17 protein-coding genes are annotated in these 21,721 nt (G+C 36.2%); 9 read left to right on the forward strand and 8 right to left on the reverse strand.

What is annotated here, in order from left to right; genetic code table 11:
- The first annotated feature begins 135 nt into the window (after window positions 1-135).
- Window positions 136-1,056 (forward strand): DMT family transporter, encoded by a 921-nt coding sequence (locus Q0794_RS05700; protein ID WP_298940796.1) that lies wholly within the window; start codon window positions 136-138, stop codon window positions 1,054-1,056.
- A 162-nt stretch (window positions 1,057-1,218) separates the two neighbouring features.
- On the opposite strand, the gene purB is transcribed toward Q0794_RS05700, so the two are convergent.
- The 3 genes from purB to mnmA form a co-directional block, all read right to left on the reverse strand.
- Window positions 1,219-2,589: an adenylosuccinate lyase gene (purB, locus tag Q0794_RS05705; protein ID WP_298940797.1), complete on the reverse strand. Its 1,371-nt coding sequence runs from the start codon at window positions 2,587-2,589 to the stop codon at window positions 1,219-1,221.
- Window positions 2,590-2,696: 107 nt separating this feature from the next.
- Complete coding sequence (gene hflD / locus Q0794_RS05710; RefSeq protein WP_298940798.1) at window positions 2,697-3,326, reverse strand: high frequency lysogenization protein HflD; 630 nt, start codon at window positions 3,324-3,326, stop codon at window positions 2,697-2,699.
- A gap of 156 nt (window positions 3,327-3,482) precedes the next feature.
- Complete coding sequence (gene mnmA, locus Q0794_RS05715) at window positions 3,483-4,586, reverse strand: tRNA 2-thiouridine(34) synthase MnmA (RefSeq protein ID WP_298940799.1); 1,104 nt, start codon at window positions 4,584-4,586, stop codon at window positions 3,483-3,485.
- A 331-nt stretch (window positions 4,587-4,917) separates the two neighbouring features.
- Here mnmA and Q0794_RS05720 point away from each other — a divergent pair, with 331 nt between their 5' ends.
- Entirely contained in the window at window positions 4,918-6,831 is a 1,914-nt protein-coding gene (locus tag Q0794_RS05720) for a methyl-accepting chemotaxis protein (RefSeq protein ID WP_298940800.1), read from the forward strand.
- Window positions 6,832-6,974: 143 nt separating this feature from the next.
- On the opposite strand, the gene Q0794_RS05725 is transcribed toward Q0794_RS05720, so the two are convergent.
- Window positions 6,975-7,271: a hypothetical protein gene (locus Q0794_RS05725; protein WP_298940801.1), complete on the reverse strand. Its 297-nt coding sequence runs from the start codon at window positions 7,269-7,271 to the stop codon at window positions 6,975-6,977.
- Window positions 7,272-7,693: 422 nt separating this feature from the next.
- The gene (locus tag Q0794_RS05730; RefSeq protein WP_298940859.1) at window positions 7,694-8,605 is read right to left on the reverse strand and encodes a LysR family transcriptional regulator; all 912 of its coding nucleotides are present in this window, start codon (window positions 8,603-8,605) and stop codon (window positions 7,694-7,696) included.
- 245 nt (window positions 8,606-8,850) lie between these two features.
- Between Q0794_RS05730 and Q0794_RS05735 the strand changes: the two genes are divergently transcribed.
- A complete protein-coding gene (locus tag Q0794_RS05735) occupies window positions 8,851-9,507 on the forward strand; it encodes a nitroreductase family protein (protein ID WP_298940860.1) in 657 nt (218 codons plus the stop codon).
- 277 nt (window positions 9,508-9,784) lie between these two features.
- On the opposite strand, the gene Q0794_RS05740 is transcribed toward Q0794_RS05735, so the two are convergent.
- Window positions 9,785-10,093, reverse strand: a complete 309-nt coding sequence (locus Q0794_RS05740; RefSeq protein ID WP_298940802.1) for an antibiotic biosynthesis monooxygenase — start codon at window positions 10,091-10,093, stop codon at window positions 9,785-9,787.
- Between the two features lie 489 nt (window positions 10,094-10,582).
- On the opposite strand from Q0794_RS05740, the gene Q0794_RS05745 reads away from it, so the two are divergent.
- The 3 genes from Q0794_RS05745 (at window position 10,583) to Q0794_RS05755 (ending at window position 15,688) form a co-directional block, all read left to right on the forward strand.
- The gene (locus Q0794_RS05745; protein WP_298940803.1) at window positions 10,583-11,656 is read left to right on the forward strand and encodes an efflux RND transporter periplasmic adaptor subunit; all 1,074 of its coding nucleotides are present in this window, start codon (window positions 10,583-10,585) and stop codon (window positions 11,654-11,656) included.
- The gene (locus Q0794_RS05750) at window positions 11,656-14,772 is read left to right on the forward strand and encodes a multidrug efflux RND transporter permease subunit (RefSeq protein WP_298940804.1); all 3,117 of its coding nucleotides are present in this window, start codon (window positions 11,656-11,658) and stop codon (window positions 14,770-14,772) included. The genes Q0794_RS05745 and Q0794_RS05750 overlap by 1 nt, the downstream gene beginning before the upstream one ends.
- 442 nt (window positions 14,773-15,214) lie before the next feature.
- A complete protein-coding gene (locus tag Q0794_RS05755; protein ID WP_298940805.1) occupies window positions 15,215-15,688 on the forward strand; it encodes an FKBP-type peptidyl-prolyl cis-trans isomerase in 474 nt (157 codons plus the stop codon).
- Window positions 15,689-15,836: 148 nt separating this feature from the next.
- On the opposite strand, the gene Q0794_RS05760 is transcribed toward Q0794_RS05755, so the two are convergent.
- Entirely contained in the window at window positions 15,837-16,493 is a 657-nt protein-coding gene (locus tag Q0794_RS05760; RefSeq protein ID WP_298940806.1) for a DUF1007 family protein, read from the reverse strand.
- Window positions 16,494-16,604: 111 nt separating this feature from the next.
- A complete protein-coding gene (locus Q0794_RS05765; protein ID WP_298940807.1) occupies window positions 16,605-16,988 on the reverse strand; it encodes a DUF2750 domain-containing protein in 384 nt (127 codons plus the stop codon).
- A gap of 619 nt (window positions 16,989-17,607) precedes the next feature.
- On the opposite strand from Q0794_RS05765, the gene Q0794_RS05770 reads away from it, so the two are divergent.
- The 3 genes from Q0794_RS05770 (at window position 17,608) to Q0794_RS05780 (ending at window position 21,694) form a co-directional block, all read left to right on the forward strand.
- A complete protein-coding gene (locus Q0794_RS05770) occupies window positions 17,608-19,254 on the forward strand; it encodes a diguanylate cyclase (protein ID WP_298940808.1) in 1,647 nt (548 codons plus the stop codon).
- A 249-nt stretch (window positions 19,255-19,503) separates the two neighbouring features.
- Window positions 19,504-19,992 (forward strand): hypothetical protein, encoded by a 489-nt coding sequence (locus Q0794_RS05775; RefSeq protein ID WP_298940809.1) that lies wholly within the window; start codon window positions 19,504-19,506, stop codon window positions 19,990-19,992.
- 361 nt (window positions 19,993-20,353) lie between these two features.
- Window positions 20,354-21,694: a DUF2254 domain-containing protein gene (locus tag Q0794_RS05780; RefSeq protein ID WP_298940810.1), complete on the forward strand. Its 1,341-nt coding sequence runs from the start codon at window positions 20,354-20,356 to the stop codon at window positions 21,692-21,694.
- The last annotated feature ends 27 nt before the right edge of the window (window positions 21,695-21,721 follow it).

A 21,721-nucleotide genomic window follows, 5' to 3' on the forward strand; every position in this document is an offset into this window, starting at 1 on the left:
TTGCTTTGTTTTTATTTGATGAGTAGTCTGATCTGCCGAGCTAAATAAATTCGCTTACTTATTATTACTTTTTAAACAAATAGTTAAGTAAATAGCTCTGTGAATAGTTAAGCCAAATACAAACAAGGAGTAGTCATGGAAAGGTCGATCAAGTTTGATAAAGTCACCGGTTTATTAGCTGGCTTGACGATGGTGATGATTTGGTCTGGCTGGATCATTATTTCCAAATGGGGGCTTTCACGCGCGTTAACTGTTTGGGATGTTACAGGCATCCGATTTATAACGGCAGGCTCGATAGTATTAATTTATGCCTTACTCAGTAAAACCTCTATTAAAGCGTTGTTTACGCCACGCATCATTCTTTGTAGTTTATGTTGTGGTTTGTTTTATGTCTGTGCGAGTTTGATTGGTTTATTAATGTCTGATGCAGCTAATACGGGCGTTATTATTAACGGCTCGTTACCTATCATGTGTGCCGCCATTGTTTTTGTATGGAAAAACGTGCGTTTAAACAATGCCCAATATGTCGGTGTTTTCCTTATTTTAGTGGCTAACTTTTTATTGTTTACTAGTACTGGAGGAGCCACATTAAGTGCATTATTCTGGTTATTGATCGCGGCCTTTGCTATTGCTTTTTATTCGGTGTCGATGAAAGTATGGGGGTTAAATTTAAAGACAGTCATGATTGCTGTTCCGCTTATTAATGCTTTATTCTTCACACCAATTTGGGCTTTTTTACCAAGTCATATCAGCACTGCACCTGTTGATGAAATCCTGTTACAAGGTGTTTATCAAGGCATTATTGTTAGCATCATTGCGTTATTCTGCATGACTTATTCTATTAACAAGTTAGGCGCGGTCACTGCTTCAACGATTATGGCATTGGTACCGATAGTCTCAGTATTATTGGCAATGGTATTTTTAGATCAATTAATGACGTTACAGATGTTAATTTCGATTATTGTCTGCTCGGCTGGTATTGCCTGTTATAGCGGCTTACAGCCTTTTTTACTTTATCTTAAAAGAAAGGGCAGAAGTGAAGCATTGAGGAAATGAACAATAACAATATGGGATAAATAAAAGGCTATAAAAACATATCAAGATGAGACATCGTTAGCAATAAAAAAGAGAACAAACAAAAAAGGCAATCCGAAGATTGCCTTTTATAAGTGATTAGGTCCTAACTTTCATTAAGCACTATCGTCTCGCTTTACGCGATTATGCCATTTTGTCTACTAACTCAATCGCTTGACCAATGTAAGAAGCGGGTGTCATTGCTTTAAGTTCATTTTTAACTGCTTGAGGTAGCTCTAAAGTATCGATGAACTCAGACATACCTGGCCCGTCAACACGTTTACCACGAGTCAATTCTTTCAGTTTTTCGTATGGCTTTTCGATCGCGTAACGACGCATTACTGTTTGGATTGGCTCTGCTAATACTTCCCAGTTTGAATCCAAATCTTTCAGCATGTTTGCTTCGTTTGCTTCTAGCTTGCTAATACCTTTTAAGCTTGATTCGTAAGCGATAACAGAATAACCCATAGCAACGCCTAAGTTACGTAATACCGTTGAGTCTGTTAGGTCACGCTGCCAGCGAGAAACAGGTAGTTTCGCTGCTAGGTGATCAAAGATCGCGTTCGCTAAGCCTAAGTTACCTTCAGAGTTTTCAAAATCAATTGGGTTTACTTTATGCGGCATGGTTGAAGAACCAATTTCGCCAGCAATTGTTTTTTGCTTGAAGTGACCAAGGCAGATGTAGCCCCATACGTCACGGTCAAAGTCTAATAAGATAGTATTGAAACGTGCAATGGCATCAAATAATTCAGCAATGTAATCATGCGGTTCAATTTGTGTTGTAAACGGATTAAATGTAACGCCTAGACTTGTTACAAATTCTTCCGCAAAACCCTGCCAGTTAACTTCTGGGTAAGCGCTAAGGTGTGCATTGTAGTTACCTACAGCGCCGTTTGTTTTACCTAGCTGTTCAGTTGCTTCGATTTGTTTAACTTGACGTTGTAGACGGGCAACAACGTTAGCAAATTCTTTACCTAGTGTAGTCGGTGATGCAGGCTGGCCATGTGTGCGAGACATCATTGGGATTGCTTTGTATTCAATCGCTTTTGCTTTAATCGCATCAACAATACGATTGCAGTAAGGCAAGATAACGTCTGTTTTAGCCGTACCCAACATTAATGCATGAGATAGATTGTTAATGTCTTCAGAAGTACAGGCAAAGTGAATGAATTCAGATACTGCGTGTAGTTCAGCTACGTCAGCTACTTTCTCTTTCAAGAAGTATTCAACCGCTTTTACATCGTGGTTAGTCGTTGCTTCGATGTCTTTTACACGTTGTGCATCTGCTTCACTGAAGTTTGTAACAATAGCATCAAGGTGAGCATTTGCTTCGGCAGAGAAAGCAGGAACTTCTGCGATACCATCTGTTTGTGCTAGTTTTTGTAACCAACGCACTTCAACTTGTACGCGGAATTTGATTAAACCAAATTCACTAAAAATATCGCGTAAAATTGCAGTTTTGCTACCGTAACGGCCGTCAACTGGTGATACAGCTGTTAGTCCTGAAAGTTCCATTTGTTGCTCCTGAGATGTAGGTTGTTTAAATAGGTTCTTTTGCTTCCCTGTAGGAAACGGTCATTCAAATATTTGCTTCGTAAACTCTTGACTGTGTTTGTAGTCAGTTATGTACGTAGTAAATTTTGTTTTGTTTGTTCTACGATGGCTCTACGCGAAAGTAATAACTGGCGGCGTTTACCACCTACTTGGCGCCATAATACAGCCGCTCGAACACCGGCTAATAATAATGCGCGAATTTTATGCTGTGTGTGGTCTTGTTGCAAGTATGAAGGGTTACCGTTAACTTGTATTTTAGGGCCTAAATTACTGATAAGGTCTTTATAGATAGAGTCTAAGTTGCTTAATACACTACTATCATCAATTTCAAAGTGCGCTAATTGACGATTAACTTGGTTAATACGTTCGCCTAATAGGTTTAATGAACCTGGGTTCGCTGATAGCTTACGCTCTAATGCGATTAAACCCGCCACATATTTAGTGACTTGCATGTTACGGCTACCATCAACATTATCTAGTTGTGCAACAACCGTTTTATAACCTAATTTTAATGATTCATGGCCACCAAATATTTCCAATGGTGCCGCACTATCTGTACGAACAATAGAACGTAAAGAGGCATTAAAAGCAACCGCATCAGGACAAATACCTTTGTTAGCTATTTTATCAACCAGATAGGCGGCTTGGCACATTGCAGCAAAAGCAATGCTACGAGATTCTAACGTTTGGAATGACATAATGAATACACTTCTAATTTGAATTAATGTTGCTCAGTTTGCTTAAAAAGCTAATAGGTTGGTTAAAACCTATTAGTTTAAATCTATAGTTAAGCACCGTTGCTTTTTTATGCTGCTCTAATAACTGCTAAAGTAACTGCTAATTTTATATAAATATTATTTTTGTAAATGTTGGTCGATAATCGCGCCGCCTAAACAAACTTCATCAATATAAAATACAGCTGATTGCCCTGGTGTTACTGCTGCTTGAGGTTGCTCAAAGATAACCTCTAATGTGTCGTCATCAATTGGATTGACGGTACATGGAATATCAGTTTGGCGATAACGTGTTTTAACCGTACATTTAAAGCTTTCTTTTTTAGGCGTTCTATCAACCCAATCACATTTTTTAGCAATTAAACCGTATGAAAATAAAGCGGGATGATCAGCACCTTGAGCGACTAATAAACGGTTATTTTCCATGTCTTTACCCACGACATACCATGGGTTTTCATTTGAATTTTGTAAACCACCGATACCTAAACCTTTACGCTGCCCTAATGTGTGGTACATCAAGCCTTGATGTTGACCAATCACTTCATTTTCAGGCGTGACGATATCACCTGGTTGCGCTGGAAGATAGGTTTGTAAAAAGTCAGTAAATTTACGTTCACCAATAAAACAAATACCAGTACTGTCTTTTTTATTGTGTGTCACTAAGTCTTGCTCTTCGGCAATACGGCGTACTTCTGGTTTTTCTAATTCACCAACAGGGAACAAGGTTTTTGCTATTTGTTCTCCGCCTACTGCGTATAAAAAGTAACTTTGATCTTTATTGTTATCAATGCCACGTAATAATTGTGCTTGGCCATCAACATCACGGCGACGACAGTAGTGTCCCGTTGCAATAAAGTCAGCGCCTAAGTCTTCAGCAGCAAACTCAAGAAAGGCTTTAAATTTAATTTCTTTGTTACACATAATGTCTGGGTTAGGTGTGCGACCTGCTTTGTATTCTTCTAAAAAGTGCTCAAATACATTATCCCAATATTCGGCTGCAAAGTTGATGGTATGTAACTTAATACCTAATTTATCGCAGACTGCTTGTGCATCTTGAAGATCCTGAGCAGCTGAACAATACTCATCGGTATCATCCTCTTCCCAGTTTTTCATGAATAAGCCTTCTACTTGATAGCCTTGCTGCTGTAATAAATAAGCAGATACTGACGAATCAACACCACCGGAAATACCGACGATCACTTTAGTTTGGCTATTGTCTTTCATAAATTATTCTCCAACAAATTGAGCGCCAGATTTTAGCAGAATTTGATATCAATTAAACTAATAATATGGGGAAGTAGGGCGGAATATATTTGTTGAGTCTAATTTATTTTTTAGTTTGAATTTTATTGCATTTTAATTAATAAAGCAGATTGTTTGATCTAGTTAAAAATAACCATAAAGTATTATTATATGATTGTGAGGCTAAAGTCATAGTTTTGATATTTATGAAGAATAATCTTACTAACTTGTAACCTTAAATAGGTAGACTAGATGCAAAAGAAGCGCTGACGTTGCGTTTAAATTATTTCAAAAGGCATTAAAGGAATTATTTATGGGTAAGCTTGGATTTAAGAATATTTTAATTGTAGTGATTACAGGGTTACTTATTTTAGCATTAGGGATCACTTGTTATATTTCAATTAATAAATTAGAAGCAACAACTAAAACAACACTTATCAATAATATTATTAGTTCTTCTCAATATGAAGCGAATAATATTAAAAGCTATATTGGCTCTTATTCTTCTCCTGTCACTCACTTAGCTGAATTGTACAAAACAAACAATTATCAGACTGATCATGAAAAATATATGATGTTTACTAAAACGGTGTCTGGTATCAGTAAAATAACACTAGGTTTGGATGATGGACGTTCTTATACGTCAAGAGAGTCTGAGTCATTTCCTGGTGGTATTGGTATTCCCTCTAAATATGATCCACGTACTCGTTCTTGGTATCAATTAGGTAAAAAAAGTACTGATTTAACATTAAGTGACGTATTTGCTACTAAAGAAGGTGTACTGCTTTTATTGGCTGTTCACTCAATTGATGGCGGGGTCTTGGCATCCGATGTTCGTTTGACCTATCTACAAACACTAGTAGAAGGAGTTCACATTGCTGACGATGATATTGCGATTCTTGTGGATCATAAAGGCATGGTACTCGCCTCAACCAGTGAACTCGCAACACCCCAAGAGCAAGTACAAAATATTGAAGAGTTAAGAGACTTTTCTGCAAAAATGTTCACAAAAGAGCGCATTATCGAAGACATTAAACTTGGCGGTAAACCCAGTGTAATGGTGTCGACTAGCGTTGAGCTAGAAGGCAGTGAGCCTTGGTATTTAATGGTTGCAGTAAAAGATGAAGTGGCCTTTTCAGCCGTCTCTGATGCAACATGGGAATTATTCTTCTGGGTGTTAATTCTCGCTGTATTATTTATTTTTACATTAATTTTAGTACTGAATCGTATTTATCAACCTGTCATTGCATTAAAAAAATTAGTTGGTAATTTATCTGATGGAAGTGGTGATTTAACGCAGAGGTTAGCCGTTAATTCTAAAGATGATCTCGGCCAAATTGCAATGAATGTGAATGCTTTTATTGAAACACTACAGTTGATGATGCTTGATGTGAAGCGTGTAAGTGGTCGGTTATCTGAGGGCGTTGAAGTCTTAAAAAATCATTCTGATAAAAGTGCGAATATATTGACTCAACATCAACAAGAAACAGAGCAAGTGGTGACTGCTGTTGAGGAACTAAGCGTGACTGCTGAAATGGTGGCGAATAATGCGCAAGAAACGGCCCAATTTACGCAAGAAGCCAATAATTCAGGTGAAACGTCAAAGGGTATTATTGCTAATGCGCAAGTAAGTTTACAACGCCTGTCTAAAGAAGTTGAAAACGCAACGATTAACGTGGCGAATATGAGCCAAGAAACGCAAGATATTAGTTCAATTTTAAGTGTGATTGGTGCGATTGCCGATCAAACAAATTTATTAGCTTTAAATGCCGCAATTGAAGCCGCTCGTGCTGGTGAGCAAGGGCGTGGTTTTGCTGTGGTTGCCGATGAAGTTCGTGCGCTTGCTGCTCGTACACAAACCAGTACGGGTGAAGTTGAAAATGCATTAACAAAACTACAACACGAGTCGACGTCTGTTGTTAGTTCAATTGACAGTACTCGTGAAACCAGTCAACAAACAGTGACTGAGGCGGCGAGTGTCGCAGATAGCTTAGAGGTGATGAGTGGCTTTGTTGCAAAAATTAATGACTTGAGCAATCAAATCGCTTCATCTGCACATGAACAAAATAGTGTGATTCGGGAAGTGAGTCAAAATATGTCGCGTATCCATAACATTGTTCAAGAATTGACAACAACAGGGGCTAATGTGAATGAAGAAACGCATCATATCCATGAAGTTAATAATCAACTACACAGTATTGTTGACCGCTTTAAACTAGAAAAATAAAGGGAATGTATCAGCTTGGATAATGGAATTTTTGTTGCCATTATTCAAGCTGAGGTTGTTAATAAAAGATTCATTGTGCTTACTTCTATCCTTCATTTTACCCATTCATTTATATTGCTTTTCTTATCTGGCACTGAGGTTATTTATTCAACTAACTCTGGTCCCACTCGTAAGCTGGCTTCTTCTGCATCAAAAAACTCTTTTTCAGCAAGCAAGTGGCTTAATTGTTGTAATGTTATGTCTTGAGTATTGAGCAAGTTAAGCAAGCGTTGTTGGCAATGTTCAATGATCGACTCTTGAGCCAATGGTTGGTATTCACGACAAAAGTATAATGGTGGTAAACCAAATGCGAAGGCGGTTAATTGTGCGAGGTGCATGGCTGGTAATGGTTGAATGATTTTTTCTAGTTGTATTGAAATCTCGTTAACATCATCTGACATTTAATATTTGCTCATTTAAGGAAAACTACCACTGACTTTACCTTAAAAACGTAGGTAAGTCCTTGGTAGTCGGTAATAACGGGATCTGAGCTATTGGATATTCTGTTTTATTTAGTAAATTATATAAAAGTGAATCGTCGCAGATATGGCGAATGGTTTATGTTGAAATGACTGTTTTTTACGCGTTTATATTAAAGCTATATGGGAATGGTATAGGGCTAAGGTGGAGGTCGCCTAGGAAATCATGAATTGGCTTTTTTCGCTGGGACAAGATCTATTATTTAGCTCTATTGATGTTATCGATTAGTGTATTAGTGATTAAATATCGTAGGTTAAATGCGATGCCTATCATTATGTTTATCATCATAAGTGAACTTTAATTGGGTAAGTTTTAATTAAGAAGCGTTAACGAATAAGTTTAGCTAAGGCGGCGGATATCGTTTACTAAACTCACTGAATTTATGTTGTAAAAAATCAATCACCATACGTAACTGTTTTCTAGGGTAGTCGGTTTGTAGATAAACGAGTTGCAAGGGAACATCTTCAGTTAGGTAATCTGTTAATAGTACTTTTAAGCGTCCTTGCTCTACATCTTCTGCAATATCTATCCAACTTTTATAGGCAATACCATGTCCTGCGATTGCCCATTGTCTCAATACAGCGCCATCGTTGGTTGTTTTGATTGGCGATATAGGTATTTGTATATGCTGATTATCTTTGTTAAATGTCCATTGTTGAAGATTTTTGCTGCCTAGATTCCAACTTAATAATTTATGTTGTTGTAATTCAGCAGGGCTATTTGGTTGCCCGAACTCTTTTATATAACTCGGTGAAGCGACTACATAACGAGGTGATGAAGTTAAATATCGACGCTTAAGTACTGAGTCCGTTAAATGACCGTATCGAAGTGCAAGTTGGATTTTTTGATCCATTAAATCACTCATATGATCACTTAAATACAAAGTAAGGGTTAAAGAAGGGGCGGAGGCTAAAAACTCATCTATCCAAGCTCTCACAATATTTCTGCCTAAATCTGAAGGCATGCTTAACCCTAAGTCACCACTCAACTGATCGTTATTATTGTTTAATGTATTACTTGCTAGTTCTAGGATATTGATAGCTTCTCGGCTACTTTCAATAAATAGTTGGCCTTCTTCAGTCAATTGCATGTTACGTGTTGAACGAACAAATAGTTGGCAGTTTAATCTTTTTTCAAGACGCTTTAATGCTGCACTGGCTGCGGCTGGCGTTAAATTAAGTTCACGGCTAGCTGCTGAAATATTTTGTAAGTCAGCAATTCTAATGGCTAATTTGAGGTCGTTTAAGTGATACATATTCAAAAATAATTATCAAGTTATTCAAATTTAAGCGTAATTATCAAATAAAAGAATCAAGTGTACAATGTGTTTATTGATTATTAGCGGTATAAATTTGTGGAACAGTGATGAATTATCACTTTCCAAAATAGTGTCGACGGCTATAACGATACTGCTAACGACAACGATACTTTTAACAATGATTATACTTTTAATAATAACTTATATTATCCACCCAACAGATGAGATTCGACAATATGGCAATACATGAGCAAATTATTAATGATTTAGAAGCGCGTTACACCACGAAAAAATACGATGCAAGCAAAAAGGTGGGGCAGCAAGACCTGGATGTGTTGTATCAAGCATTGCGCCTTTCTCCTTCATCAATAAACTCGCAACCTTGGAAGTTTATTGTGATTGAAAGTGATGCTGCAAAACAAAGAATGGTTGGTTCTTTTGCTAATAAATTTCAATTTAATCAACATCATGTTTTAGCTTGTTCACATATTATTTTATTTGCACATAACCCCGCTTATACACGTGCTGATTATGAGCAAGTGGTCGACCAAGGCATTGCTGATAAACGCACTAAATTAGAAGAGAAAGAAAAAGCATTCGGTAGTTACTCTTTCGCTGATATTAATACCGATGAACAAGGCAATAATGAAAGCTGGACGAAGTCTCAAGTTTATATTGCATTAGGTAATGCTATGCATGCTTTAGCGCGCTTGAAAGTGGATTCAACACCAATGGAAGGGGTTGATAGTGAACTCATTAGTGAGATTTTTGCTGATGAATTAGGTGGTTATCAATGTCATGTTGCATTAGCTATTGGTTATCATCATCCATCAGAAGACTATAACTTTTCTTTGCCTAAAACGCGTTTAACCATGGATAAAGTCTTAAACGTTATTTAGGGAATAAAAGTCTTAAACGTTATTTAGGAAATAAAGCCTTAAAAGAACATTTAAGGCAAATGTAATAGATATTTTGACAATGAGTTAAAGGTATTAATGTATCTTTAATTCATATTGTGAGAGCGAATACACCAATATTAGTAAATCCGATGTTAACGAGCTTTGATTAACGACGCCAATGTTTACTGTGGACTGTTAAGTCTATTTACATTGACGGTTAACGTTTCAGTTTAAGTCTAAATAGGCAATATGCGTTGAGGCTTCCTATTGTGAGCGGTTAGAGTTTAGTCGATATTAAATGGTCTAACACCGGTACCAACACTAAAGGCTCTGCTGCACTAATAATAGCGGTCAACATTTTTGCTCTTGCTTGTTCATGTTTATCTTCTAAGCCTTGGGCTTTTAAATAATGTTCTTCGCTAATCCATTGACTGTAGGAAACCCACTGATTATCTTTAGTTTTATGTAAACGAGATCCAAGAGCGCCATATTTTTCAATATTACGTTGTACTAATTCAGTCCAGCCTTCCTTAAATACTTTTTCATGTGTTGGGTTTATCTGCCAACGAAATAATATAACGACCATAAAATACTCCTTATAATGACCTTTATCTAATATTAATCACAGTAAATAGCTTATCTATCTGACGGGTTAAAAAATTCCCTTTTTGTTATATCTTTCGTAAAAGAAACAAATGTTTATATTAATTTATATTTTAAAGTGAATTGATTTAGTCTGACAGCAATACCGCACAAAACGTAGAACGCGTATTTAATGTCACTGGCATTTACTATTGCCGATAAAGTTGATCCTATTTTTTTGTAGGATTCAATTATAAGCACCGATGGTTATTTGTTGTTGTGAGGTATTAGGATTATTTACAAAAAACTCGTTAGTTTTTACTTATTCTAATAGGTGGAATGTTATTAATCATTTGTTTTGTTTCAAATTTATTATAATTTCTCCATATTTTCTTCACAATCTTTTGCTCTTTTTACTTTATGATAGGAATAATAGCTGGATGCTGTTGATTGTTTTTTGCTCGTCTTACCCACTTATTTAGAAGATTATATAATGAATAAATTAAATACTGTTTTTATACTAACTAGTCTATTACTGAGTTCGTTTAGTTATTCTGTTTTTGCAGCTCCGGTTGTTCCTGTCAAAAGTGAGATAGTTGAAACACATGAAGTCTCTCAATCTTTGTCTTTAATTGGTAAATTACAAGCGAAACAATACGTCAGCATTGCATCAGAAGTAGCCGCTAAAGTGACAAAAATAGCAGTGGATGCCAATCAGACAGTTAAAAAAGGACAGTTATTAATTGCATTAGATAACGCGGGCGCCAATGCAATATTAGCAGAAGCTAAGGCCTACTTAGCGAACGAACAACGAACATTAAAAGACTATCAGCGCCTTATTAAAAAGCAGGCTATTACCCAAACTGAATTAGACGCGCAATTATCAGCCGTCGCGATTGGTAAAGCTCGTTTATTAGCTGCACAAGTTTTTGTCGATAATCACCGTATCGTCGCACCTTTTGGAGGCACCATTGGGTTACTTGATTTTAGTGAAGGTAAGAATGTGTCAATTGGTGAAACGTTATTATCATTAGATAACTTATCGCAAATGACTTTGGATCTTCCTGTCCCTGAGCGTTATTTATCTCAGATAGAAGTAGGAATGGATGTCTCAGCAACGACCCGCGCTTGGGGTGATAGCTCTTTTACCGGGAAAGTGATGGCGATTGATTCGCGTATTAATCCCGATACATTAAATCTACGAGTACGTTTGTTATTCGACAATCAAAGCCAGCAGTTAAAACCGGGTATGTTGATGTCTGCGCGTTTAGTCTTTAAAGCCGTTAATGAACCTATCATTGCCGTGCAATCAATTGAATATTCAGGTACGAAACGTTTTGTTTATGTTGTAACGAATGACAATAAAGTAGAACGTCGAGAAGTTGAGTTAGGAGCTCGCATTGAAGACCAAGCCATTATCGAATCTGGTTTAGACATTGGTGAGCGTATCGTTGTACAAGGTTTAGTTAATATGCGTGATGGGTTAACTGTTGACGACTTAAGTACGACTAAAAAACAGGATGATAAAACGGCACAATTAAATAAGCCTAAAAAGGATAGCAAATAATGTGGTTATCCGACGTATCTGTAAAACGCCCTGTCATGGCAATAGTATTAAGTCTATTGCTATGTGTATTCGGTATTGTTTCATTTGAAAAGCTCGCAGTGCGAGAAATGCCAGATGTTGAAAGTCCAGTTGTATCAATCACGACTCGCTACGACGGTGCAAGTGCTACCATTATGGAGAGCCAAGTGACTTCTGTTATTGAAGATCAAGTAACGGGTATCAGTGGTATTGATGAAGTGGATTCGGTTACACGTAATGGTATGTCACGCATTACCGTTACATTTGATATTGGCTGGGATTTAACGGAAGGTGTTAGTGATATACGTGATGCCGTCGCAAAAGCGGAACGTGCTTTACCTGATGAAGCTGATGAACCGATTGTCTCCAAAGATGATGGTTCTGGCGAACCTTCGATGTATATTAACCTCAAATCCTCCACCATGGATAGAACACAATTAACCGATTATGCGCAGCGTGCTTTGACCGACCGCTTTAGTTTAATTACGGGAGTTAGTTCGGTCAATGTGACCGGTGGTTTATACAAGGTCATGTACGTTAAATTACAACCCGATATGATGGCGGGACGCTCGGTTACCGTCAATGATATTATTTCAGCGCTAGAGGCTGAAAATATTGAAAGCCCAGGTGGTGAAGTACGAAATGATACCACTGTCATGTCAGTTCGAACCGCTCGTTTATATGCAGAACCGCAAGACTTTGATTATTTAGTGGTTCGTACGGCTAATGACGGTACACCAATCTATTTAAAAGATGTTGCTAAAGTTTATGTTGGTGCTGAGAATGAGAATTCTGCGTTTAAAAATAACGGCATTGTAAACTTGAGCTTAGGTATTATTACGCAAACCGATGCAAACCCACTTGAAGTTGCGAAGTCTGTGCGCAAAGAAGTAGATAATATCCAACAGTTCCTACCTGATAATACTGATTTAGTTTTAAATTATGATTCTACTGTTTTTATTGAACGTTCTATTGATGAAGTTTATAACACCTTAATGATAACCGGTGGTTTGGTTATCTTGGTTTTATATATTTTCATTGGTCAAGCAAGAGCGACTATTATCCCTGCTATTACCGTGCCTGTTTCGTTAGTTTCTTCTTTTATTGCTGCTTATTATTTTGGTTTTTCAATTAATCTGATTACGTTGATGGCGCTTATTTTATCGATAGGTTTGGTGGTCGATGATGCAATTGTTGTGGTTGAGAATATTTTCCACCACCTTGAAAAAGGTGAAAAGCCTTTAATGGCTGCTTACAAAGGAACAAGAGAAGTTGGTTTTGCGGTTATTGCTACAACCCTTGTATTAGTGATGGTCTTTCTACCTATCTCCTTTATGGACGGTATGGTGGGACTACTCTTTACTGAGTTCTCTGTGTTGCTTGCCATGTCCGTTATTTTCTCATCGTTTATCGCCTTAACCTTGACGCCAGTGCTTGCCAGTAAAATGTTGAAAGAGCATCAACAACAGAATCGTTTTAACCGTTGGGTTGATAAACAGTTTAATCGTTTAGAAAATGTTTATCGTCGAGGCCTTAAATGTGCAATGAAGCTACGTTTAGCGGCTCCATTAGTTATTTTAGCGTGTATCGCTGGTAGTTATTTCTTAATGCAGCAAGTGCCTTCTCAGCTTGCCCCTAAAGAAGATAGAGGCGTGATTTTTGCTTTTGTAAAAGGCGCTGAAGGAACCAGTTTTAATCGTATGTCTGCGAATATGGATCTTGTGCAAGAGCGTTTAATGCCTTTATTAGGACAGGGCGTTATTAAATCATTTAGTACTCAAGCGCCTGCTTTTGGTGGTAATGCTGGTGACCAAACAGGTTTTGTTATCATGGTGTTGGAAGATTGGAATCATAGAACCGTATCTGCTAGCCAAGCATTAGGACTCGTTAATAAAGCGTTGAAAAATTTACCTGATATACGTGTTCGACCTTTATTGCCAGGGTTCCGAGGTGGATCTAGCGACCAAGTTGAATTTGTATTAGGTGGATCAGATTACAAAGAGTTAGAAAAATATGCTGAATTATTAAGACAACAGGCTGAAGCCGATGGCATGGTTGTTGGTGGTGACCTTGATTACTCGGAAAAAACACCTGAGTTAGTGGTTACATTGGATAAAGAGCGAGCATCAGAACTTGGTATTAGTTTGAACGATATCTCCGAAACATTGGAAGTGATGTTAGGCGGTAGCAGTGAAACGACGTATGTTGAACGTGGTGAAGAATATGACGTTTATTTACGAGGGGATGAAAATAGCTTTAATAATGTAAGTGATTTAAGTCAGATTTACATGCGTACTAGAGATGGTGAACTCATTACTTTGGATACACTGGCAGATATTGAAGAGGTCGCATCAGCCAATAGACTCTCGCATTACAACAAACAAAAATCGATTACGTTAGGGGGGAGTGCTGCGGAAGGTAAATCATTAGGTGAGGTATTAGATTATTTAGATGCTAAAGCCATTGAATTATTCCCAAGTGATATTACTATTTCTTATACGGGTGAATCAAAAGAGTACAAAGAGAACAGAAGTAGTGTGTTCATTGTATTTGGTTTAGCGTTGCTGGTGGCTTACCTAGTATTAGCTGCGCAATTTGAAAGTTTCATCAACCCTCTAGTGGTTATGTTCACCGTACCTATGGGTGTGTTAGGTGGCTTTATTGGTATGGTATTGATGCAACAAGGGCTTAATATATACAGTCAAATTGGTATGATCATGCTGATCGGAATGGTAACCAAGAATGGTATTTTGATTGTTGAATTTGCTAATCAGTTACGAGATAAAGGGCATGCATTAGAAGTGGCGATTATCGATGCTTCTGCTCGTCGTTTACGCCCCATTTTAATGACTGCATTTACTACTTTAGCCGGATCTATCCCGTTAATTATGTCCAATGGTGCTGGTTCTGAAAGCCGTATTTCTGTCGGTACCGTCGTGTTCTTCGGAATGGCTTTCGCAACCGTGGTAACGTTATTTGTTATTCCTGCCATGTATCGATTGATTTCAGGTAGAACGCATTCGCCGGGGCATGTAGAAAAACTACTTAATGAAGAGTTACGTTTAAGTGAAGATAAAACGACATCTTCTAATAATTAAACATCGTCATTAACAATAAGTGATATTAGTATGTTAACAAGCGAGGTTATATCAATAACCTCGCTTTTTATTACCGCCTCTTTTTATTCTCTGTAGATTTAATTTTTTAGGCTGTAATACATCGTATATAGTTCTACTAAGATAGTAATTGCTCACTATAAGAATACCTTCCTGTCAACTCGCTGTTAATGCTTAATACAAAGCGATGCTATCTATTTAAAATGCCGATGACTTATTTCTAGATATCAACTACCTATTCAAAATGCCTTCAAACATCTATTAGTCCTTTTATTTTAATATCAACCGTCGAGTTTCATAACCGCTTCATGGTTTGCATAACTGAGATTATTATTAAACTATTTTTATACAACGCTTAAACTAAGCCTTAAAATTTAGTACAGTCGCACTTCATTTTATATTTGAATAACAATAGGTATTTATAATGGTCAAATTTATTTTAATTGCAGCAATTTTAATCGTTGCATTTTTCATTTTTCAATCTATGAATGCAGGAAAAAGCGCACCAGAAAATATTGCGAAAGGGGAAGTTTTCTTAGCTGAGAATACAACCAAAGAAGGCGTGGAAACCACTGAATCTGGATTGCAGTACCTCGTACTAGAAAAAGGTGAAGGGACTGAACACCCGACGGCAACAAGTAAGGTACAAGTGCATTATCACGGTACATTAATTGACGGGACAGTATTTGATAGCTCAGTTGATCGTGGCAAGCCAATTTCTTTTGGTTTAAATCAAGTGATTCCAGGTTGGACTGAAGGTGTTCAGCTAATGGTTGAAGGTGATAAGTTCCGTTTCTTTATTCCAAGTCATCTCGCTTATGGCAACCGTAACGCAGGTAAAATCACTGCTGGTTCATTGTTAATATTTGAAGTTGAGTTACTAAAAATCAATCAATAAAGTAGATAACTCCTAGAACTCGAGCGGGGAGGAAGAGTGCTGATTGTCATGATAGTAAGTACTCATGACCGCAAGCACTCATGCTAGTAAGTAGCCGTTTTTTATCGTCAAGGAATGCACTACTTACTATTAGTTTCGTCTTTTGGGCTTATTGGCAGTGTAACTGATACTTCTGAGAGAATAGTTGGCCGATTGCATTATCGGGGGCTACGTCACTTGCTAAGGATAAGGTATAAGCGCGAAGTTCATCTGACGCTTTAGGTGCGATCAGTTCACCTGAACACGCTTCCGTTAATGGCTCAGATAGTTGGATATTGGTTTTATCTAGCCAAGACATATCGACAAAATACGTTTCATCGTAAATATACAGTTTGAATTTTTTATCTTTAAAAGCAATTGGGATAGACAAAGGCAATTCAAAGCTAAGTACTAGTTTGTTGCCATCTTGAATTAATTGTGGGTGACGCGCTTCTTTATAGCGAACCGGTTCATTGTCGTTATATAAGTAAGTAAAGTAATGTTCGTTATACATATTGCCTACAACACTTTGCGCCAATCTTTGTAGGGTTTGCTCGATATTGTCAGGACTTATATCTTCACCTTGTAACATGTAGGTTGATGTCTCAGCATCAAATGTCCAGGTCATATGTAAAGCAGTAATGTGTGTTTGATCGGCTTCTATATAAGTATTGGTATCAACCCATGCATGGGGGTGTGCAGATATAATGGTAGGAAATAGTAAAGTAAAAAGTATTGTTACTTTTAAAGTCCATTTCTGAAGTAATGAGAGAAAACCTTTATACATATAAACTCTTATTTTATCTTTCATGTTTTTTAACGTTAAAATTACACCGTGAATGTATGTTTTATTGTGAATGTCTTATCGTATTTTATACATTCACAATAATCGATACGTTTACTTTCTAGCTTGTAGCTTTATTTCATGTTCAAACTCATCTGGAAAGAAGATTAAACCATTAAGGTTTTTATCTGGAAAGACGACGATTGATAATTCATCTTCTTCTAACCCTCGTGTCCAACGCTCAGACCATTTATCTAAACTTATTGCTTCCGCTTTACAGTGTGCCCATTCCTCTGTTGCCCATTCTTCTGCAAATTCTTTATTAGGCCATACAGGCACACAATCTTCATCTTCAGTGTTAAGCATAACGCAACCGTGCTCATCGATTAATAACCAAATTTGTTTTTGTTTATTAACTTCTTTACATAAATATTGGAAGCGTTGTTGTTGATCAAACTTTAAAATTTCGTTAATACGTGATGGTGCTAAATCACTCATATGTTGTCCTCTTCATTGTAAATTTAATAATTGATTAGCTTAAAGTAAATATTCTGTATTGCTAGGATATATTTACCTCGTGATCTTTTTTAATAATAAATTATTTACCTTATTTTAAGGTCTCATTAATCAAGTTTTTCCTATGAGAACCATCGATATAAGCAAATAAGAGATCATTAACTCTTATTTTTCTCATTAAATTTCATTTGATCTAAAGTATTAATTATTTAAGTTATTTAAGTTATTTAGTATTTGGTATGAAAAGTGTGTGTTAATGATTAGGAGCACTAAACTTTCATGCTTATATAGCATTTGAATTATTAATATCTAAAAATGAGTGGTTTTAGTTGATTGAAACTTGATAATTATTTTTTTATTAAACATTACAATGTATATTCAATACTTATGGCCAACTCCACTAAATAGCAGAGCTATTTTACTAATAAAAAAATTAACTGCAGTGTTGTGATTTTGGTAAAGGGAACTACCATTTATATCAATTTATGCCTTTAATTTAGTTGTTTTCCTGCGCAACATTTAGAACATATATCCAATGTGATTAGTATTGCTTTGCTGTTTTCAGTTAGGTGAATTTTAAGTCGAACTTTTTAAGGTCTTTATGTTTCAAAGTATTAAAGCAAAAGTGATTACTATTTTCTCTCTCGCAATGATTATTTTTACTTGTCTTCTTCTAATGATTGTTTTTATTAATGAGCGGGAACGCGTACTGGATTTAGAGTTAGAAAAATCGACTGAAATTTCAAAAATGCACGCTAATTTACTCAGTCAAGAGTTTGCTCAATATGTTGCTATGCTACAAATGGTTAGTGATAATCCTCAATTAAAAACCAATGATAAGCCTTTTATTACTCAGCAGCTAAAAAGGCTGATGGTGATAGGTAAAGGAAACTTCATTAATGCTATTTATGTTGATCAAAATTTCAATTTAACTGATGTGCTTGGCCATCAAAATAAAGTAACGAACCCTTTATTCGTACATGGAGAACAATGGCGAGGAAAGGAATATAACATTACAGTACTTATGCAGAGTAAGTTTCAAAAAATACCAGTAATAATGGTCGCAGTTCCTATTTTAAATAACGAACAAAAATGGATAGGTACTCTTGCTGTTGCTGTTCCTATATCTGCATTAACTAAAAAGCTTTCCCCCATTAAGCTGACAAAGAAGAGTTATGCTTGGCTAGCCGATTCAAATAATTTGATTGTCTCACATCCTTCTGAAAAAATTATGTTGACTACAACGCTCTCAACTGAAGACAATATGAAGTTCCCCGGCTTTTATAAAATAGTACAACAGATTAATTTACAAAATAATGGCTATGGCCGCTATATGGATACTGCGATTAACGAGTCTAAAATAGTGACGTTTTCTAAAGTTGATTATCTATCAGGGTGGACATTATTTGTGACCACCAAAGAATCTGAAATCTTTCGAGATATTTATCAAATTCTATATAATATTTTGATTATTTCATCTATTTTAATGGCTGTATTTTTAGTTTTTATTAGCCAATTATCAGATAATGTAACAAGACCGATTATTAAATTAACCAAAGAGATAAAAGAAGCTGTTAACGGTAAGTTTTATCACTTTGATGGCGTTGACTCAAAAGATGAAATTGGTGAATTGTCGAATGCCTTCAAAAGCAGTTTTAAAAAAATTCGTTCACATACTGAGCATTTAGAAAAAGTAGTAAGCGAACGTACAGAGGAAATATCAACTAAGAATAGTTTGTTAAGTGAGCAAAATGATAAACTGGAAGAGCTTGTTTCTAAAGATCCTTTAACCCATTTGTATAACCGTCGTGCTTTTATGTCTTTACTTGATAAGGAACTTGCCAGAGCCAAAAGACATGGTTCGACAATCACCTTAGCTATTTTAGATATTGACCATTTTAAGAAAGTAAACGATACCTTCGGTCATAATGTTGGGGATGAAGTCTTGTGTCGCTTTGCCAATGAGTTAATTGAAAATATGCGTACAGAAGACCTCATATGTCGTTGGGGAGGTGAAGAGTTTGTTATCTTGCTATGGGAGGCAACTGCTGATGGTACGTTTAGTCGGATGGATCAAATACGAGAGAAAATTTCACAAATTGACTTCGATACAGTAGGGAGAATTACTTTTAGTACGGGTATGGTTACCATGAAAGAAGGTGAAGAATTTAAAGATTGGTTACGCAGAGCTGACGAAGCTCTCTATAAAGCAAAAGAAACGGGCAGAAACAAAATTGTAAAAAACTAAAGCATTATCCTACTTTTAAAATCAAATATAGAATGATAACTACCCTGTATTTGATTACTTATTGACATTTAACCTATTTATTTTCAAAGTTGCAGAACTTTTTAAATCTATGTAGGTCTCACCTGCAGTATTTGAACTAACTAATCTAAATTTTAAGGTTAATTATTTTTTGTCTTACAAAAAATAATTAAAGATTAAATTTTTAGAAAAAGTAATTCTTAACAATTTAATTAACTAACGGAAATAACCATGATCAAATTAAAATATTTAACGACTTCTATCATCGCTTTAACAACTGTATTTGCTTTAGCTGCATGTGATGATAAACCTGAAACAACAACGGGTGAAAAAGTTGATGAAGTCGCTGCTGATGTAAACAATGTAGTTAAAGAAGCTGGCGAAAAAGTAGATGAAGTTGTTCTTGAAGCTGGTCAAGCTGCAGATTCTGCAGGTGAAAAAATGACTGAAATGGTTGATAGTGCAGATGTAGCTGCGGAAGAAAGCGGTCAAAAAATCACTGATATGGCAACAGATGCAAGCAACACAGTAAGTGAAGCAGCTGATAGCGCAACAGATAAAGCAAGCAATATGGCAACAGATGCAAGCAATGCAGTAAGTGAAGCGGCTAATAGCACAACAGATAAAGCAAGTGAGATGTCTACAGATGCTGCTAATGCGCTTGAAGATGCTTGTGAGAGTGCTAAAGAAGGTGTTGCTGCTCAAGACACTGATTGTTAATTAAGACATTGATTCTTATTTAACGTATATGTTAATTAAGATACTGATTCTTAATTAATACATGCAGTTACATAACATTGTAATGAAATTAAAACACTGTCATAAAATATTTTATGGCGGTGTTTTTTTAAATAAGTATGTTAATGCTGTTTCAGTAGAAAATATTTACAGGGTCTTCAATCTGTATTCTCAACTTCATATTAGTCTCTCTAAATAACGCTTTCTTAGTTCCTCTTTTCGTATTCCACACATACTTTTCTCTTCAGTTAACAATTTACTTTATAAAATATTTACTCGTAAATGAGTTATTATCAAAGCTAGTCATTTAAAAAATATTACGAATAAATAAGAAGGTGAAAAATTGCAATTTAATTTTATGAAATATGCATTATTGATAGAAAAAGCGCGTTCTAGTTTTTGGTTTCTACCCGGTGCTATGGTGTTAGCTTCTATTTTATTGGCCATTTTGACAGTCTGTATTGATGCTTTTTTTATGACTAGCTTAGATCCCTCTATTCCTATTATCCATAAAATGGATATTGAGGCGATTCGTTCTTTGTTAGCTATGATTGCTGGGGCTATGATTACGGTAACGAGTATTGCTTTCTCGATTACGATTGTTGCATTAACCTTAGCGTCTTCACAATTTGGACCGCGTTTACTGCGTAACTTTATGATGGATATAGGCACTCAATTTGTTCTCGGTGCTTTTATCTCAAATTTTTTATTTTGTATTCTGGTTTTTTGTGCGATTTCTTTTCAAGCTCCTTATGCTTTTAAACCTGGAGTCACCGTTATTATTGCTGTCACCATGACGTGTTTTAATGTGGGGGTATTGATTTATTTCATTCACCATGTGGCTAAATCTATTCAAGCAGATATTGTTATTGATGATGTTTATTGCGAACTACAAAATGGCATTGAGAAGTTATTTCCCACCACTCAACACGCTAATAAAGTGGAAAGACCACTCAATTCGAGCGATGAAGGTTTCAGGACGCGAAGTAATCAAAAAAACGTATTATCAACATGCAGTGGTTATGTTCAAACGGTTGATATAGAAAGTTTATTAATGCTTGCTAAAGATAACGATGTGTTAATTGAGTGCCATTTTAAGCCCGGTGACTTTGTCGTTAAAGACTCGGTTATAGCGATTATTCACTCAGACACTTTAATTGACGATAATGTCATTAAAAAAATAGCCGCACTGATTGTCCTTGGCGCTTGTAGAACTCCTGTTCAAGATCCTGAATTTGCCATTCATCAATTAGTCGAAATTGCATTACGTGCACTATCTCCTGGTATTAATGATCCGTATTCCGCTATTACTTGTATCGATAAACTTAATGCCACATTGTGTGTGTTAACCACAAGGACATTTCCAGAAAAGCTGCATTTTGATCAAGTAGGTATGTTAAGAGTCATTTGCAAAGTACCTACTTTCAAATATATCGCTAAAGCTGCATTTGACCAAATAAGACAACAAGCCAATAACAATGTATTCGTCACGCTGAGACTGCTTATTTCTTTGCAAGAATTGATAACATTTTCTGATAGCGATGAACAAAAAGAATTCGTTATTAATCAAACGAACATGATTAAAGAACAGCAATCTAAACAGGTTTTAGCGGAAGATGATTTAAAAGAAATTAATGATAAAGTAAGTGCAATTTTAACGGCTGCTAATAATAATTTACTATAAGGTCGTATTTAATTCATGGTGTTATAG

The sequence above is a fragment of the uncultured Psychromonas sp. genome (assembly GCF_947489755.1).
Taxonomy (GTDB): domain Bacteria; phylum Pseudomonadota; class Gammaproteobacteria; order Enterobacterales; family Psychromonadaceae; genus Psychromonas.